The organism is Companilactobacillus farciminis KCTC 3681 = DSM 20184 (assembly GCF_002706745.1).
GTDB lineage: Bacteria > Bacillota > Bacilli > Lactobacillales > Lactobacillaceae > Companilactobacillus > Companilactobacillus farciminis.
In genome coordinates this window covers 1,800,916-1,818,271 of the sequence record NZ_CP017702.1, presented here as the reverse complement: position 1 = coordinate 1,818,271, position 17,356 = coordinate 1,800,916, and the positions used below count along the sequence as shown (strand labels likewise).

Below are 17,356 nucleotides of genomic sequence, written 5' to 3'. Positions count from 1 at the left end.
ATGTTTCTAAATTATCACAAAAAAATTTATTCAACAAATATTTGTTCTCGCAAACAAAAATATTTTTTTAAGATGTGGTAATCGGTTACAAAAACATTGATAAATAACTCACAATATGTTAAAATTCACCGCTTTTGTCAAAATATTCTAAATAATATAAAACAATATGAATCTCATTACAAAAAGATTACAGAAATCTAGTTCACTGGAATTTTTTTATTGTGTCTGTAATATGTTTGTCATATTCATCTTGTATAGTGTCCTCTGGTAAACATAAAACCGGGGAGAGATTAGTTGCTAAAGCAAATTAAATTAGATGCACTACTTATTATCAGTTTGATCGTCACAGGGGGAATGGGATACACAGTCGCATATGCTGCCGATACATCAACTGAACAAGTAAGTAATACAACGGATTTTCATAAAACATTAACTAATTTGGAAACACATCAAACAGTTAATGATGATGCTAACACACTAAACAAAAAGGTATCATTACCAGGTAACAAGGAATTTATGCCAGGTATTAGTCACAGTGAAAAAGATCCAAATATGGCTGATGTAGAAACACTTCAACAAGAAGTTGAGGTTGATCATGCACCAGTTCAAGAATCACAACCAGAACAATTCGAACAGTCACAACAAGCTATTACACAAGCCGCTGCTGAACCACCTGTAGAAATGCAATCAGTTGGTCGCAATGTTGGGACTTTCAAAATCAGTTTTTATGATCCAGCTGTTTTAGGATCAAACATGGGTTATTCAGGAGTTGCTACTAACTTAAATGTTATTCCACGCGGATCACGTTTGAAGATTACTACAGCTCAAGGGGATGTCTATTATCGTACTGTTAACGATACCGGAACATTTGCCTATGACAATCCATACCAAATCGATATGGCGATGCCAAATAGTATGATTCCTTCATATGGAATTACTAGCGCAACCGTTGAAATTATCGGTTAAACAACTACATTCGAATAATTATAAATCCGTTTTCACCATTAATTTGGAGTTAGCGGATTTTTTGTTATAAAATGAGGTAAAGCTACAAAAAGAGGGTTAATTTATGAAAGCATTCGGTGTCACTAATGATAAAGTTGAAAGCTTTACAGAATTTGAAAAAACTAAAGAAAATCCCACAGGAAGAGACTTGTTAGTCAAAATTGAGGGTATTTCGATCAATCCTGTGGATATCGCTACTAGAAAGAAAATTGTTGATGAATTGTCAGATCCCAAAATTTTAGGCTATGACGGTTATGGCGTAGTCGATGAAGTCGGTAGTGAAGTTAAAAATTTCCAAGTCGGCGACAAAGTCTTTTTTGCTGGCGACTACACTCGTGACGGTTCTTATCAAGAATATGAATTGATTGATGAACGAATTGTAGCTCATGCACCAAAGAAGACTTCGATTGAGAAAAGTGTCGCTATGCCATTAGTAACTTTGACAGCTAGTGAACTATTATTTGAAAAATTACAGATCAATCCGACTCACGACAATCGGGATAAAACTGTCTTGATTATCAATGGTGCCGGTGGTGTCGGTTCGATTGCCATTCAATTGGCTCATTTAGCCGGTCTAAGAGTGATTGCTACTGCTTCAACGTCAGAAAAGGTCGATTGGGTCAAAACCTTAGGAGCTGATTTAGTGGTCAATCATCATCATGACCTAATTGAACAAGTTCACGACCTAGGAATAAAGAATGTCGATTACATTTTGGGGTTGAGTGACAATGATCCACACTGGTCAGAAATCGTAGAATTGATCAAACCATTCGGAACCTTTGCAACGATTACTAATCTACGTGAATCACAAATTGCTGATTTGAAACAAAAATCGGTCAACTTTGCTTGGGAGTGGATGTTTACTAAAGCTAAATTCAAGTTGGCTTCAATGTCCACACAAGGCGACTATCTGGAGAAATTAGCTCAAGGTCTAGACAGTGGCATGATTGATTCAACCGTGACAAGGGTCTTCCATGGCTTTAACTTAGAAAATATTAAAAAAGCTACGCAATTAGTTGAAGCTGGTCACATGATGGGCAAAGTAGTTATTAAAGCTTAATTTAAGCTAAAAAGAGGATGATACTTAAGTGAGTGTCATCCTCTTTATTTAGATTAAATTGTAATGTTTCAAGCCGTTAACAATACCACCGTTAACGTTTTCAGTGGTAATATAAGTAGCAGCGTCTTTAACTGAATCTATACCATTACCCATGGCAATTCCATAATCAGCATATTTGATCATTGGTAAATCATTAGTTCCGTCGCCGAATGCGTAAACTGGCTTGTCTTCTAAAGCTAAGCCTTTAATAAGATGTTTGATACCACTCATTTTGGAGACGTCTTTTTCGACAGTATCGATTGAATAAGGACCAGTTTTGTAGAATTTTAGTTCAGGGAATTTTTCTTGATAACGTTCTGAATCGCCGCCTGATACGACTACGACCATAGGAACATCACCCTTTTGGTAAAAGAGTGGGTCGATTAAAGGTAAATCGATATCAACGGCACGATAAAATTCTTCAACGAACGGACTAGCTTCACTGAGAAATGATTCAGTCGGAGAGTGCATGCTGACACTGTCGCCGAATTCTTTCGCCTGTTCGATAACTTGCTTGACTAATTCAGGTTTAATATTATTTTGATAAATGACCTTATCCTGTGATTGGACAAATGCGCCATTTAAAGTAATATAAGTATCAATACCAGTCGTACTAGTAGCAGCCTCGATTTCGATAGGGGAGCGCCCAGTACTGATAACTGGTAAATAGCCATTCTCTTTCAATTGGTGGACTGCTGTTGCTACGGAGTCATCCACTCGAGATTCGGCGTTTAGTAAGGTTCCGTCCAAATCAAAGAAGACGGTACCACGATAATTGTTTTGCAAAAAATCACCAACTTAATTTTATTTTGTATACTAGTAATATGGTAACAATTTTTATTGTAATGATATAGTCAAATCTCACATATGGAGTGATATGTTTATGAAAATATTAATGATTGAGGACAACAAGTCTGTATCTGAAATGATGGGCATGTTTTTCCAAAAAGAAAAATGGGAAGCAAGTTTTGCCTACGACGGTAATGAAGCCGTTGATATGTTCAACGAAGATCCCGACAAATGGGACATGATTACCTTAGACTTGAACTTACCGGGAAAAGATGGGATGGAAGTTGCTAAAGAAATTAGAAAAGTTTCCAAGACCGTTCCTATTATCATGTTGACAGCTCGTGATACAGAAAGTGATCAAGTACTCGGTTTGGAATTTGGAGCTGACGACTACGTCACAAAGCCATTCAGTCCCATTACTTTGATTGCTAGAATGAAAGCTATCCATCGTCGTGATGAGAATATGGCAGAAAAATTAGCTGAATCAACTCCTGTTAACGCTGAAGTAGAAGAAGCTGACGACGGCTTTGATATCAATACTGGTTTCTTCAAATTAAACTCAAATACTCGTGAAGCTTATTTGAATGGCAAAGAGATTCCTGATTTAACACCGAAGGAATTTGATTTGTTGAAGACTTTAGCAAGTAAGCCTAAACAAGTTTTCTCACGTGAACAATTGCTAGAACAAGTTTGGGATTACGATTACTTCGGTGAAGAAAGAACCGTTGATGCCCATATTAAGAAGTTGCGTCAAAAGATTGAAAAGGTTGGACCGCAAGTTATTGAAACTGTTTGGGGTGTTGGCTACAAATTCGATGATACAGGAGCAAAGAATAAGGCATAATGAAATTAATCTATCAAAACATGCTGAGTTTTTTGATCGTTATTTTGACGACTCTTGGAATTATTTTGTATTCCGTCACTAGTGCAGCTACGAACTGGGAATACAATCGAACTTACAAGAGTTTGGAAAGTTATGCTGGTAATCTGGAAAAGATAGCTTTGAAAACTGATCCTAAAACTGGGCAGATTCATAACATCACTGGCGACAACATTAGAACGGTTGAACAAGTTTTATCTGAGAGAAATGTTCAATTCGCTATTTTTGATTACAACAATAACCAAGTTTATCCAACGCCACCAACGAATGTGAAATTGCACTTGAAGCAATCTTACTGGAAAAAGCTCAAGCAAGGTAAGACGATTCGTAATATTCAAAAATCGCAAAATACCGAAGGTAATCCAAGACTTCGAAAAGATGACAACCGCAGTTATGTTTACGTTCTAACGCCGTGGTTCCAAAATGGTAAGTTGATTGCGGCTGTCTGGGCAGGTTCAGATGTCTCGGAATTGCAAACTAATATCGGTGAGATCAACAGTCGACTTTATTTTGCCTTGCTGATTTCTCTTTTGGCAGCGATTATTTTGAGTTTCTTATTGTCGAGATATCAAGTCAACCGAATCAATCGCTTGCGTGGAGCTACCAAACGAGTTGCCAATAATGATTTCTCAGTTCATATCGAGAGTAAAGGTCGCGACGAATTAGACGATTTGGCTGATGATTTCAACCAGATGGTTAAGTCACTAGAGGCCTCTGATACTGAAATTAAACGTCAGGAACAGCGTCGTAAGGAATTTATGGCCGATGCCTCTCACGAAATGAGAACGCCACTGACGACTATTAATGGACTTCTGGAAGGATTAGCTTATGATGCCATTCCTGAAGAGTCTAAAGGTCAAAGTATTCAATTGATGCGTAATGAAACTAAGCGTTTGATTCGATTAGTCAACGAGAACTTGGATTATGAAAAGATTAGAACTAACCAAATCACTATGGCTAAACGAGTTTTCGATGCTAATAAACCATTGCATGATATTACGTCGCAATTGGATAAAAAGGCTAAAACAGCTGGTGATGAGTTGATTTTGAAACCTTATGAAGGTGAATTGAAGACCTACGCCGATTATGACCGTTTTGTACAAGTGATCTTTAATATCATGCAAAATGCTATTCAGTTTACGAAGGATGGCAAGATATTTATTAGTGGCAGTCGTAATGAGGAACGTCACGCTTCAGTCTTCATAATTTCTGATACTGGTATCGGGATGTCAGAAGACCAAGTCAAGAATATTTGGGACCGTTACTACAAAGCTGATCCATCTCGTAAGAATCGTAAATATGGTGAGTCAGGACTTGGACTTTCAATCGTCCATCAATTGGTGGAAAACCATGGTGGTGAAATTGAAGTTAAGAGTAAGCTCAACGAAGGAACGACGTTCACCGTGACATTGTTTGATGAAGGATTCGAACATAAGAAAGATGAACAAAAACAAGATTAATAATTAAAAAAGGAATCTCATTTGAGTGTAGTTATAGCTACATTTGATGAGATTCCTTTTTTATTTTTGATTCAAATAGTCCCAACTATCGATTGGCGTACGATCATTTTGTAATTGTACCGCATCAGTTGTATAGAGATTGGTTGTTGATTTATTGCCATTTTTTGAATAGAGACTAGTTGATTTATCTCCGAGTTTGTTACGAAGTTCCTCCATTTGTTGCACTTGATTCAAATAAGAATAATTATTCGGATCAGTAGGAGTGAAGCCCTTTGGTGTATAGAAGCGAAGCAAGTTTTTGTTATTGATATTGTCAGAGGTCTTGAGCTTGGTATCAACATCTTCTTCCCATTTAGCAACTTTAGTGACTAATTCAGGATTGTTGCGCATATCGATCTCTTCACCGGTTTCATTGGCATAAACAGTTGTCGAAGCTCCATTTCTGATGACAGTGTATTTTGGCGTTACGAAACTTTTCTTTCTAAAAGCAACGATTGAATTATGCTGCTTGGAAAGTAAATCGGTTCCTAACTGTACGTACGATTTAGTGTTGACTCCAGCTAAATGCAAGATTGTTGGCAGAACATCAATTTCGCCACCATAAGTGTGATTAATTCCACCTTTTAGTCCGTTCATATGAATCATAAAAGGAACACGTTGCATTTGAGTATTGTCAAATTTTGTCCAAGTCTCTGGGGTTTTGCCAATCATTGTCGAAAGAGCTTTGTGTTGTTCGTCATTTAATCCATAATGATCACCGTAAAGTACGACCATAGTATTTTTTTCTAAGCCGGAAGCCTTTAGATAATTGAAAAATTCTTCGACTGATTTATCGAGATAATGGGCAGTTTTGAAATAGTCGTTTACAATAGGGTTCTCGTTGTCAGAAGTTTGGAAACCGGCATTGTCTTCATCAGAAAATTGATAGCCGACGTGATTAGTGATAGTTAAGAATTTGGTATAGAAGGGTTGTTGCATTTGTTCTAGATATTTGACCCCTTCAGAAAAGAGCAACTTGTCTTTAACACCATAGCCGTTTAGCGATAAGCTATCAGAATCTTTGGTGTCATAGTAGCTTTTATCGAAGAAATAATTGTAGCCCATGTTTTTATAGGTAATATTTCGTCCCCAAAAACTTCCGATATTACCGTGGAAAACAGCACTCGTATAACCTTTTTGCTGAGCTAAAATTGCTGGAGCGGATTGAAAAATGTTGTCGCCACCAAGTTTTTGGAAAAATGAACCTTCAGGTAATCCGAATAAACCTGATTCAAGCATTGTTTCTGCATCACTCGTTCGACCATTACCGACTTCATTGAAGAAGTTGTCGAATGAAAGGGTATTTTGGTCATTGTAAAGACTATTTATAAATGGCGTAACTTCTTGACCATTAACTTTCATGCCGATCAGAAATTGCTCAAAACTTTCTAGATGGATGATGATAATATTTTTGCCATTGGCTTTACCGAAGTACTTAGGATTTGGTTTGGCATAATTGTTATTTACATAATCTAAGACGCCATCGATTTCAGCTTCGGTAGCATTAGAACGCACTTGGTTGTTTTGAACTGAACGGACTGAATCATAGCCTAAAAATGAGTTGATGCCGAGATATTGGACGATGTAAGAGTGATCAAAAGTTCTACCTAGCAATTGTGGGCGGTTGGCTTCAGAACCCGCTAGATCAGCAGAAAATAAAGCAATTCCTAACATACTAGTAGCTAGGGCATTGAGTTTTCTAAAGGGACGTTGGTCGATTTTTACAAAACGAGTTGCGAATAACAAAATTATCACTACAAAGTCAATCAAGTAGATCAGATCTCTTGGCTGCATCGAACTCAAAGTACTGGCGCCCAAGCCTTTAGCAACTTTAGTAACGCCAAGCATCGTACTGACTGAAATGAAGTCAGCCATTTCACGATAATATAGTAGATTAGCGTAGATAAAAATTGAGTCAGCAAGATAAATAAGCCCCATGACTAAATATGAAATCTTGGGCTTATTGATGTAGAGTGCTAATCCTAGTAAGAAAACTAATGTAGCTAAGGGATTAACTGTCATAAAAAAGTATTGCCATAAATTATTGATTGTTAAATTAAAGTCTAAATAATAGGTGATCGTTGTTTTTAACCATAGGCACAAGACTAGGAAACCCATGAATCCTAATCGAGTGTTCAATATGGATTTTATTTTTTGCATAATGTCCCTCATAACTAAATTAATTCATTAATTAAATAATACGTTATTTGAGAAAAGAAAAAAAGCCAGCTTCCGCTGACTTACTTAGTAGAATCATTTTTTCCCTTGAGAACGCTGGACCAACTATCAATAACACTTCTGTCGCCATTTAGTTCGGGAGCATTAGTTGTATAGAGATCAGTAGTTGATTTGTTGCCGTTTTGCGAATAGACACTCGTTGACTTCAATCCGAGATCATTTCTCGTGGCAACTAGTTTTTGAATCTCATTTTGATAATTATATTCTTTACTATCAACCGGTGTAAAACCAGTTGGTGTGTAGAATCTCAACAGATTCTTGTTGTTGATAGTATCGGAGAGTTTCAACTTATCATTGACGTATTGTTGCCATTTAGCAACTTTTTGTTTTAATTCAGGATTTTGACTTAAATCGACTAATTCGCCAGTTTTATTCTTATAAACTTTCGGATCACCATTGCCATCTTTTAGAACTGTGTAATGTGGCGTGACGAAGTTTTTATTTCTAAAGATGACGATTTGGTTGTGTTGTTTAGATAATAAGTCAGTTCCTAGTTGAACGTATTGCTTAGTATTGATACCAGCTAAATGCAAGATGGTAGGTAGAACGTCGATTTCTCCACCATAGGAATGATTGATACCACCTTTTAGGCCTTTCATATGAATCATAAAAGGAACTTTTTGCATTTGCGAATCGTTGAAGTCAGTCCAATTATCAGAATTGATACCTAATAGCGGTGCTAAGTCAGGGTTTTGATTATTTGATAATCCATAATGGTCACCGTATAAAACAATCATGGAGTTATCGTAAATACCGCTCGACTTCAAGTAATTGAAGAATTCTTCCAAGGCATTATCCAAGTAATGAGCCGTTAAGAAATAATTATTCACAGCACTGTTATTAGTATTTGGTGCTTGGAAACCATCGTTATCTTCATCTGGCAATTCAAATGGATAATGATTAGTAACGGTAATAAACTTAGTGTAGAAAGGCTGTTGCAGCTGTTCGAGGTATTTAACGCTTTCTGAGAGCATTAACTTGTCTTTCATTCCATATTCCAAACTCGAATTATCAGTTTTATTGAAATAAGTAGAATCAAAGAAATAATCATAGCCCATGTTTTTATAAACATTATCACGATTCCAAAAACTTCCAATATTACCGTGGAAGACGGCGCTAGTATAGCCATCTTGTTGTCCTAGAATCGCTGGAGCAGCTTGGAAAGTATTGTCACTACCAAGTTTTGAGAAGAGAGATCCCTCGGGTAATCCAAAGAGTCCAGTCTCTAGCATGTTTTCAGCATCACTAGTTTTTCCTTGTCCGACTTCATGATAAAAATTGTCAAATGACATTGTATTTTTATCGCTGTAAAGACTGTTTAAAAACGGTGTAACTTCTTGACCATTGACTTTGTAATTAATGAGGAATTGTTGAAAACTCTCCAAATGAATGACAATGATATTTTTACCCTTAGCCTTGCCGAAATAAACAGGGTTAGGTTTGGCATAATTCTTTTTGACTTCAGTTAAAACATCATCCATATCGGTTCCAACAGCTTCCGAACGAACTTGATTATTTTGAACTGTTTTAATCGAATCATAGGCTAGAAAACTATTTAGTCCTAAATACTTAACAATATAAGCACGATCAAAAGTTCGACCTAACAATTGCGGACGGTTACTTTCGGCGATAGTTAAGTTCAGTGAAAATAAAAAAATACCCAAAAAAGTTGTTGCAATTGCAGTTAACTTTTTCATTGGTTGGGGATCAATTTTGATATAATGAGTAAGTAACAAAATTGCTAAAATAATGAAATCTAAACCATAAATAAAATCATGAATTTGGACTAAATTAGCGGCACTACCACCGAGACCTTTGGAAACTTTAGCAGCCCCAGCAATCGTGTTAAAGGATAGAAAATCACTAAATTCTCGGTAATAAAGAATGTTTCCATATAAAAGGGCGGATTCCAACAGATAGATGAACCCCATAACGATATAGGAAATTTTGGGGCGATTGATGTATAACGCTATACTTAAAAGTATAACGGCTGTAGCAATAGGATTGATTATCAAAATGAAGTGTTGTAACGGGTCCGAAACGCCTAATGAAAAATCAGAATAGTAGGCAATAACCGTTTTGATCCATAGTAAAGCTACTAGTAGGCCCATAAAGCCAAGTCGTTTATTCAAAATATTTTTTAATTTATTCATTGAAAGTTCCTTGTTTTTAAAAATTCTTAAATAAATCTATTTAAAGACTAAATAAATCACTTAATTGTTAGTATAATACGTTATAGGTAAAAAGTGGGAAAGAATGAGCAAAATGATATTTTTAGGACCGTTATATAGTTATATATATGAGCGCTTTGCAACAAAAATTAATCATTTTCCATTGATTCGGCTTTCTTTTTACGCTGTTGATAAAGCAATATTATATACTTTAATTTTTATAATTTTAAGGTATATCTGGGTTAAAATAAAGAGAAGAAAAACTACCTTTTGGTATGAGTTTTGGCTCAGCATGTTCGTATTTTATGTTTTCCTACTTTTTGCTTTGACAGTTTTTCGAGATGGCTATTTCATATGGCAATTCAAATTTTATTGGCATCGTCCGTTAACCGATATAAATACTATTCCACTGATAGAAACAATGAAATTGGCAGATGCTAAGTCATTGGTCGACTTTTTTTATAATTTGTATGGTAATATTGTGTGGTTCGTACCGATGGGGTTTTTCATTCCCGCATTAAGTAAGCGCCACCTCAACTTCCTGCAAGTTGTCTTAATGGGTGCGATGATCTCAGTGTCAATTGAAGCTTTACAGTTTGTTTTGCACACCGGCGTCACCGATATTGATGACGTTATCTTCAACACTTTAGGTGCTGTGGTAGGGTATTTATTATATTTTTTGGGAAAATGGATAAAAAAGCTAATAAAAATTTGAAATTTTCTTCGAAAATGATTAATCTTAGATTTGATGATATATATGGAGGAGAGAGAAAAAAATGACTCAAATTAAATTTGATGATTCAAAATTGAGCAAGTTTGTTCAAGACAACGAAGTCGGCGAAATGCAAGCTTTAGTTAATGCTGCTGACGAAGAACTACGTAAGGGTACTGGTGCCGGTGCTGACTTCCGTGGTTTCATCGATTTGCCTGTTGACTATGACAAAGATGAATTTGCTCGTATTAAGAAAGCTGCTAAGAAGATCCAATCAGACTCAGAAGTCTTCATTGGTATCGGTATTGGTGGTTCATACTTAGGTGCACGTGCTGCAATCGACTTCCTAAGTTCATCATTCTACAATGTTAAGAATGAAAAAGATGTTCCAGAAGTTTACTTCTGTGGTAACTCAATTTCTCCAAATTACTTAGCTGATTTACTAGACGTTATCGGCGACCGTGATTTCAGTGTTAACATCATTTCAAAATCTGGTACAACAACAGAACCTTCAATTGCTTTCAGAATTTTGAAGGCTAAATTGATTGAAAAGTATGGTGTTGAAGGTGCTAAGGAACGTATCTACGCTACAACAGATCGTGCTAAGGGTGCTTTGAAGACAGAATCAGATGCTGAAGGCTACGAAGAATTCGTTGTTCCTGATGATATCGGTGGTCGTTTCTCAGTTCTTACAGCTGTTGGTCTATTGCCAATCGCCGTTGCTGGTATCGACATTGACAAGTTGATGGAAGGTGCTGCACAAGCTCGTACAGACTACTCATCAGCTGATCTAACAAAGAACGATGCATACAAGTATGCTGCTTTGAGAAACATCTTGTACCGTAAAGGTTACACAACAGAATTGCTAGAAAACTACGAACCAAACGTTCAATACTTTGGTGAATGGTGGAAGCAATTGATGGGTGAATCTGAAGGTAAAGATCAAAAGGGTATCTACCCATCATCAGCTAACTTCTCAACTGACTTGCACTCATTAGGTCAATACATTCAAGAAGGTCGTCGTAACTTGATGGAAACTGTTGTTTTGATCGACACACCAAGACATGACGTTAAGATCCCTGCTGAAAAAGATAACCTTGATGGTTTGAAGTACTTGGAAAACAAGTCAATGGACTTCGTTAACAAGAAAGCTTACGAAGGTGTTGTTCTAGCTCACACTGACGGTGGCGTTCCAGTTATGACAGTTCACATTGAAAAACAAGATGCCTTCAACCTAGGTTACTTGATGTACTTCTTCGAAATTGCTGTTGGTATTTCTGGTTACTTGAATGGTATTAACCCATTCAACCAACCAGGTGTTGAAGCATACAAGAAGAACATGTTTGGTCTACTTGGCCGTCCTGGTTATGAAGAACTTGGCGAAGAATTAAACAAGAGACTATAATTCATAATTAATTGCAAATGAAAAAGCATCCTCAATCGAGGGTGCTTTTTTTGTCGTTCATTGTAAAGACAACTTCGTGAACGAGACCATATTCTGTTTGATCAGCGATTTGATCGAGCGTTTCTTCAAAGCCAAACATTTCATAAAATGCCTGGGCAATTAAATTTTTCTTCAAGACAATCAAGTAAAGGTTATTAAAATTTTTAGTTAAGTTTTCTAAGGCAGTGGTGAACAACTTTTGACCGATACCTTGATGTTGATATTCTGGCAAGATGTAAAGCGTATAGATCTCCCCAAATCCTTGATACTTTTTACGTCTAGCAGGACCAAATGAACAAACCCCGACTACTTTTTCACCGTCTAAGGCAACTAAAGTATTGTTCCATCTAGTCTCTGGATGCCAAATATCAACTCTTAGATTATCTAATAAAGCTTGTGGCACTAGACCAATGTAAGCATATTGCCAAGTTTTATAATACAGCTCACTGATTGTCTGAAAATTGAAATCTTTAGTAGTAGATGCGACTTCAATCATCCTAGTTTCTACTTTCAACTGAATTTGTTTGACTAGCGAAGACGCCTAATTTGCCAAAGACTAATCCTAGAACAAATCCTGCTAGAGTCAATGTGACCCAGCCTAATCCTAAACTGGCGAATGGAACGTATTGATGATAGAAGTTTAGTGCAGCTTTGACGAAAGTTAAGTTTGTAACAGCTTCAGGTGAAGCATTCAACATATCAAAGACAGCAGGTAAAACTGTGAAAGCAATTGTCATCTTATAAACGACCCCAGCGTATGGTTTTGAATGAACGGTCAAAGAAACGAGGATCAAAGCTAATGATAGTGGGTAAAGTAGCATTAGTACTGGTAGTGACCAAGCGATGATGTTATCAAGTCCAGCGTTAGCAACAACAAATGACATGACCGTTGTGACACGTAGCCAAGCTAAGTAACTTACTTTAGGGAACAATTTGTGGAAATCTTGTGAGAATGAGGCAACAAGTCCCATAGCAGTAGTGAAAACACCTAAGGTAACTAAGACACCTAAGAAGGCAGCTCCGAAGTTACCGAAGTAATAATTAACGATTTGTGAAAGAGCAGTACCACCATTGTCAGAAAGACTTAATCTACTCAAACTAAATGATCCTAAAAGAACTAATCCAAAGTAAACTAAAACTTCTAAGGCGATACTCAAAGAACCAGCTTTAGCAGTTAAACCAGTTAGTTCTCTATCTTTGTAGCCAAGTCCTTTAACAGCATGAACGAAAGTAACACTTAAAGCTAGAAGGGCAACGGCATCGATCGTATTGTAGCCTTCGAGCAAACCACTGACTGTAGCACTAGTTTGATAAGCTTGTGTTGGCATGTGATTCAAGCCACCCATAGGGTTCAAGAAGGCAACCACGAAGATAACAGCTAATAATACCAAGAAGATAGTGTTTAAATATTTTCCAACGTATTTCAATAATCTGTTTTGGTGAACAGTTAAAACATAGGCTAAACCAAAGAATAAAGCGGTGAAAACTAACATCCCGACGGTGTCGAATTTTGCTGGCAAGAATGGTTTAAGCCCCATTTCAAAAGCAGTAGCGGCAGTACGTGGAGTACCGAAGAAAGGTCCGATGGTCAAGTGAACCAAAACTAAGAACATTGCGGCATAGAATTTACCGACTGGACGTGCTAGATCGTATAAACCATCACTCTTTGTTACGACAACAGCCAAAATTGCTAGTAACGGAAAGAGTGAACCAGAAATTGCAAAACCAAATGCAGCTGACATCCAATTATTTCCTGATAATTGACCTAAATGGACTGGAAAAATCAAGTTCCCAGAACCGAAGAACATTCCAAAAATTAATGATGATACTACTAGTAGATGTAGTAATTTTTTCTTACTTCTTTTTTCTCCTGATAAATCGTAATCGTCTTTCATAAAACTTCCTCCTAAAAATGTTGTTTCTAATCTGTGATGGGCTTTTAATGCCACTAATATCAGAATCCATTTTTAACCACCCCTTTTGAAATTTTAAAAACGTTAGGAACAAAAAGAGCCCTCTTCCAGCTAAGGAAAAGGGCTCAAATAGAACGGTACCACCTTTTATGGGTATTACAAAAATACTCACTCACTTAACGGACAAATAATCCGCTAGCCTGATAATGGTGGCAGCCACGGTAACCTACATATCGGCACCGAACTCAGAAATGATTTTCAAAATTCTCATGACGGTCATTTTTCACTCAACATGACTCACTAGGCGTTTTTGAGATTTCTACTTTTTTCTTCAACGTTTTGTTGGTTCGTATTATAGGCACATAAAATTAAAAGTTCAAGCCTTTTTTTAATAAAGTTCTAATTTTTATAATTTCGTTGGTTTACGATTCAAGAAATGCTTAGCTCCATCTATAACGTGGAAGTAGGTCGCTAAGCCTAGCATATCAGTGTTTATGCTCTTTAAAAATGGCCACTCACGTAACGAACCACGGAGGACAGAGTTATTTTCTTCGATGAAAGTTTGACTAATTTTTTGTGGCCGATCCTTAAAGACTCCTGACTGATACAAATAATTAGCATAGTCAAAAAAGTATTTCGCCGTTCTAGGATCATTGATTGTATCGTGCAAAATTCGCGTTCGATGTCTAATAAAACTCATACTGTTTTTGACAACTTGAGCACTATTATTGGAAATGGTCAGATAAGCGAATAATTGTTCGAAAAATCTTTGATAGGCGTGGATTTCACCACTGCTTAAAAAGGCTCGGGGATGGTTTTTGAATGGATATTGCCAATTGCTCAAATTATATTCCCATTTTTGACCAACCCAAATAGTGAAAGGTAGTTCATAGAAAACTTGGGTCATATCTTGTTCAAAGCTTTGGTTGATGATTTCAGAGTGGTCTCGTGGCAACAAACGGTTGATTTGATTTTTCAAGTCAGTCGTAATGTATTTTACATTTTCTGTGTCATCAGTAAGATCAAATAATTTTTGCCAAATTTCAGGCGTGAATAATTCTGGTTTTAGATGCTGAATCAATTTTAAGTTGACTGGAGCAGAGTTCAACGTGAAACCAGCGTCAAAAGAGTCATCCATTAATTGCAAAGTCTGCACGAAATGTCCACCTAAGGAATGTCCTAAACCATAGACCATGGTGTCAGAAAGGCTACGTGATTTAACGTATTGCACGAATTGACGAGCCATTTTTAACTGACTGAGATTTTTGTCGCTGCCAATTAAAATAGCATTGACGTTGTAATCCCAGTCTTTGTATGTTTCTAAGATTGAAGCTTCAAAACGTTTGCTGCGGGATTTGATAGTATTATCGTCGCCACCTTCAGTTCCACGAAAGGCGATGTATAATTCTTTGACACCGTCGATAGCAATTTGGAAAGCCGTAGCAGAAAATCCGCATTCAGCAGCTTCTGGTAGGACTTTACGAGCTTCAAAGGATTTGACATAATCAGGCATCCGATGAACACGATTGTAAATCAAGAGTCGTAAGTAATTTTCCGGTTCAAATTCTTCATACAAGTAGCGATCATAATCGTATTGCAAAAGCTTCGTCCGAAAATCGCTATCTTGAAGTAATTCACCAGCTTGATATCGTTGATCTCGTAATTCCAAGGGTAGGGCATGATGGATTAGCAAAATGATATAAATTTGGTTGAGATATCCTCGACAAAGATTCAAATTTTCGTTTTCAATCATCGTGATCAATTGCTTTAATTTGTTGATTTTACGATTTCTGGAAGGTAATTTGAAGCGTTGTTTGCCAGGTGCTTGATTGATGTTTTGCAGTTTTAGAACTTTATCGATCATCTGGGGATGGATAGTCTTATTTTTGATAAAAATTGGTAAACGTAAATCAATAATTTGGTTCAACAGTAAATTTGTTAAACGAGATTTTTCTTTATTTAGATAAGAATAGCTGAAATAAAGTCGTTTGTTTTGGGGTAGTAACTTCTTACTATCTTCCTTGTTGAAAGTTAAAGGAAGATTCTTGTGAGCTCGAAAATTGAGTAAATCGAGTTGATCATAAACATGATTTAATCTGTTTAAAGTACTTAGTAAGGCCCTCATTAAATCACCTCTTAATAGTTTTAGTTTAACAAAATGTTGCCAAATTAGGAATTAAGAGAAATTTAAAAATATAGCACATTTGTGATACTTCACATTTGTGTTATATCACAAACGTGCTATACTATAAGTGTGGAGGTTGGAGAAAGATGAGAATAGATATCAAATCATACTTAGAAGACAACGGATTAACAATTTATGTAATAGCAAAAAGGATTAGCGTAATTTATTTGAAAACAAGTAGGAAAGAGGACAATTATGACTGATTTTTTTAATTCGATAGGTTATTGGATTATAGGATTGTTTGTAGCTTTGTTTGATTGGTGTATAAAAAATAATAAAGATCCCCTTACGGGCTTATTCCAATTTGGTATGATTCTTTGGGGAATCGATGTAATTACAGATATTATTATTAGAAGTAAACGAAAAAAGCATGATTAAATCAAAAGCTGTATAATAAAAATTGTAAGCGTAAACAAGGAGGAGAATATGAAGAAGATTATTAATAACGTTGAGAATATTGTACCTGAAATGATTTCAGGTTTAGTTAAGACCAATTCTGATTTAGTAAGACAGATCGATGGTACGACAGCTGTAGTTAGAAACGATAAGAAGTTTACTGAAAACAAACAAGTCGGTATCGTTTCTGGTGGCGGTAGTGGTCACGAACCATTGCATGCTGGCTACGTGGGCGATGGGATGCTCAGTGCTGCTGTAGCTGGAGAAGTCTTTACTTCACCAACTCCTGACCAAATTTATGAAGCTATTACTGCTGTTGATCAAGGTTTAGGTGTTTTGTTGATAGTTAAGAATTATTCCGGTGATGTTATGAATTTCGACATGGCTAAAGAGATGGCTGAAGCGGATGATATTAAAATTAAGACGATTGTCGTTGACGATGATATTTCAGTAGAAAACAGTGAATTTACTCAAGGTAAACGTGGGGTTGCCGGCACTGCTTTAGTTGAAAAAGTCGTTGGAGCTGCAGCACGTTCTGGGATGTCCTTAGACGATGTCGCAACTTTAGGTCAAAAGGTTATCGACAACACTAAAACGATTGGAATTGCCCTCCATGCAGCTACTGTGCCTGCTGTCGGACACCCTGGATTTGAATTAGGCGATGATGAAATTGAATACGGTATTGGTATCCACAATGAACGTGGTTATGCTGTTGAAAAGATTCAACCTTCAAAAGATTTAGCACATGAATTGATCGAGAAAATTTTAAAAGAATTTGACGATAAATCAGGAAGTTTTGCCATTTTAGTTAACGGTATGGGTGGAACTCCATTGATGGAACAATATATTTTTGCTAACGATGTTTTGAAAGAATTAGCTGATAAAGGTATTGATGTTGAGTTTAGCAAAGTTGGCAATTTGGTCACTTCACTCGATATGGAAGGAATTTCTTTAACTATTATGAAAGCTGACAGTGACTGGATCAATTTCTTGAAAGAATCAGTTACAACAATCGCTTGGTAGAG

At 36.5% G+C, this 17,356-nt stretch carries 14 protein-coding genes; 8 read left to right on the top strand and 6 right to left on the bottom strand.

The window, feature by feature from the left end:
* The first annotated feature begins 294 nt into the window (after positions 1-294).
* The gene (locus tag LF20184_RS08870; protein WP_010020348.1) at positions 295-966 is read left to right on the top strand and encodes a hypothetical protein; all 672 of its coding nucleotides are present in this window, start codon (positions 295-297) and stop codon (positions 964-966) included.
* A gap of 103 nt (positions 967-1,069) precedes the next feature.
* Entirely contained in the window at positions 1,070-2,065 is a 996-nt protein-coding gene (locus tag LF20184_RS08865) for a zinc-binding alcohol dehydrogenase family protein (RefSeq protein WP_010020347.1), read from the top strand.
* Between the two features lie 48 nt (positions 2,066-2,113).
* On the opposite strand, the gene LF20184_RS08860 is transcribed toward LF20184_RS08865, so the two are convergent.
* Positions 2,114-2,890 carry a Cof-type HAD-IIB family hydrolase gene (locus LF20184_RS08860; protein WP_010020346.1) on the bottom strand — a complete coding sequence of 259 codons (777 nt, stop codon included), beginning with the start codon at positions 2,888-2,890 and terminating at the stop codon, positions 2,114-2,116.
* Between the two features lie 97 nt (positions 2,891-2,987).
* Between LF20184_RS08860 and LF20184_RS08855 the strand changes: the two genes are divergently transcribed.
* Positions 2,988-3,737, top strand: a complete 750-nt coding sequence (locus LF20184_RS08855; protein WP_010020345.1) for a winged helix-turn-helix domain-containing protein — start codon at positions 2,988-2,990, stop codon at positions 3,735-3,737.
* Positions 3,737-5,233 (top strand): ATP-binding protein, encoded by a 1,497-nt coding sequence (locus LF20184_RS08850; protein WP_010020344.1) that lies wholly within the window; start codon positions 3,737-3,739, stop codon positions 5,231-5,233. Before LF20184_RS08855 ends, LF20184_RS08850 begins: the two co-directional genes overlap by 1 nt.
* A 60-nt stretch (positions 5,234-5,293) precedes the next feature.
* Here the strand turns inward: LF20184_RS08850 and LF20184_RS08845 are convergent, their stop codons facing one another.
* Both LF20184_RS08845 and LF20184_RS08840 read right to left on the bottom strand, forming a co-directional pair.
* Positions 5,294-7,432 carry an LTA synthase family protein gene (locus LF20184_RS08845; protein WP_010020343.1) on the bottom strand — a complete coding sequence of 713 codons (2,139 nt, stop codon included), beginning with the start codon at positions 7,430-7,432 and terminating at the stop codon, positions 5,294-5,296.
* Between the two features lie 80 nt (positions 7,433-7,512).
* Positions 7,513-9,663 (bottom strand): LTA synthase family protein, encoded by a 2,151-nt coding sequence (locus LF20184_RS08840; RefSeq protein ID WP_056945200.1) that lies wholly within the window; start codon positions 9,661-9,663, stop codon positions 7,513-7,515.
* A gap of 112 nt (positions 9,664-9,775) precedes the next feature.
* Here LF20184_RS08840 and LF20184_RS08835 point away from each other — a divergent pair, with 112 nt between their 5' ends.
* Together LF20184_RS08835 and LF20184_RS08830 are read left to right on the top strand one after the other, a co-directional pair.
* Positions 9,776-10,396, top strand: coding sequence for a VanZ family protein (locus LF20184_RS08835; protein WP_029606551.1), 621 nt, complete (start codon positions 9,776-9,778; stop codon positions 10,394-10,396).
* Positions 10,397-10,457: 61 nt separating this feature from the next.
* On the top strand, positions 10,458-11,798 hold the full coding sequence (locus LF20184_RS08830; RefSeq protein ID WP_010020337.1) for a glucose-6-phosphate isomerase: 1,341 nt from the start codon (positions 10,458-10,460) through the stop codon (positions 11,796-11,798).
* 31 nt (positions 11,799-11,829) lie between these two features.
* Here LF20184_RS08830 and LF20184_RS08825 read toward each other — a convergent pair whose 3' ends face one another.
* The 3 genes from LF20184_RS08825 to LF20184_RS08815 form a co-directional block, all read right to left on the bottom strand.
* Positions 11,830-12,333 carry a GNAT family N-acetyltransferase gene (locus LF20184_RS08825; protein WP_010020336.1) on the bottom strand — a complete coding sequence of 168 codons (504 nt, stop codon included), beginning with the start codon at positions 12,331-12,333 and terminating at the stop codon, positions 11,830-11,832.
* 1 nt (position 12,334) lies between these two features.
* Positions 12,335-13,732 (bottom strand): branched-chain amino acid transport system II carrier protein, encoded by a 1,398-nt coding sequence (gene brnQ, locus LF20184_RS08820; protein WP_010020335.1) that lies wholly within the window; start codon positions 13,730-13,732, stop codon positions 12,335-12,337.
* Positions 13,733-14,156: 424 nt separating this feature from the next.
* Positions 14,157-15,875, bottom strand: a complete 1,719-nt coding sequence (locus LF20184_RS08815; protein ID WP_010020333.1) for a DUF6792 domain-containing protein — start codon at positions 15,873-15,875, stop codon at positions 14,157-14,159.
* A gap of 255 nt (positions 15,876-16,130) precedes the next feature.
* On the opposite strand from LF20184_RS08815, the gene LF20184_RS08810 reads away from it, so the two are divergent.
* Together LF20184_RS08810 and dhaK are read left to right on the top strand one after the other, a co-directional pair.
* A complete protein-coding gene (locus LF20184_RS08810; protein ID WP_010020331.1) occupies positions 16,131-16,313 on the top strand; it encodes a hypothetical protein in 183 nt (60 codons plus the stop codon).
* A 48-nt stretch (positions 16,314-16,361) separates the two neighbouring features.
* Complete coding sequence (gene dhaK, locus LF20184_RS08805) at positions 16,362-17,354, top strand: dihydroxyacetone kinase subunit DhaK (RefSeq protein ID WP_010020330.1); 993 nt, start codon at positions 16,362-16,364, stop codon at positions 17,352-17,354.
* Positions 17,355-17,356: the final 2 nt, after the last annotated feature.

Excerpts from the sequence above, each read along its gene's own strand:
- LF20184_RS08865 (WP_010020347.1), top strand. The coding sequence starts at position 1,070 with ATGAAAGCATTCGGTGTCACTAATGATAAAGTTGAAAGCTTTACAGAA.
- LF20184_RS08810 (WP_010020331.1), top strand. The coding sequence starts at position 16,131 with ATGACTGATTTTTTTAATTCGATAGGTTATTGGATTATAGGATTGTTT.
- brnQ (WP_010020335.1), bottom strand. The coding sequence starts at position 13,732 with ATGAAAGACGATTACGATTTATCAGGAGAAAAAAGAAGTAAGAAAAAA.
- LF20184_RS08830 (WP_010020337.1), top strand. The coding sequence starts at position 10,458 with ATGACTCAAATTAAATTTGATGATTCAAAATTGAGCAAGTTTGTTCAA.
- LF20184_RS08815 (WP_010020333.1), bottom strand. The coding sequence starts at position 15,875 with ATGAGGGCCTTACTAAGTACTTTAAACAGATTAAATCATGTTTATGAT.
- LF20184_RS08855 (WP_010020345.1), top strand. The coding sequence starts at position 2,988 with ATGAAAATATTAATGATTGAGGACAACAAGTCTGTATCTGAAATGATG.
- dhaK (WP_010020330.1), top strand. The coding sequence starts at position 16,362 with ATGAAGAAGATTATTAATAACGTTGAGAATATTGTACCTGAAATGATT.
- LF20184_RS08825 (WP_010020336.1), bottom strand. The coding sequence starts at position 12,333 with ATGATTGAAGTCGCATCTACTACTAAAGATTTCAATTTTCAGACAATC.
- LF20184_RS08840 (WP_056945200.1), bottom strand. The coding sequence starts at position 9,663 with ATGAATAAATTAAAAAATATTTTGAATAAACGACTTGGCTTTATGGGC.
- LF20184_RS08845 (WP_010020343.1), bottom strand. The coding sequence starts at position 7,432 with ATGCAAAAAATAAAATCCATATTGAACACTCGATTAGGATTCATGGGT.
- LF20184_RS08835 (WP_029606551.1), top strand. The coding sequence starts at position 9,776 with ATGATATTTTTAGGACCGTTATATAGTTATATATATGAGCGCTTTGCA.
- LF20184_RS08850 (WP_010020344.1), top strand. The coding sequence starts at position 3,737 with ATGAAATTAATCTATCAAAACATGCTGAGTTTTTTGATCGTTATTTTG.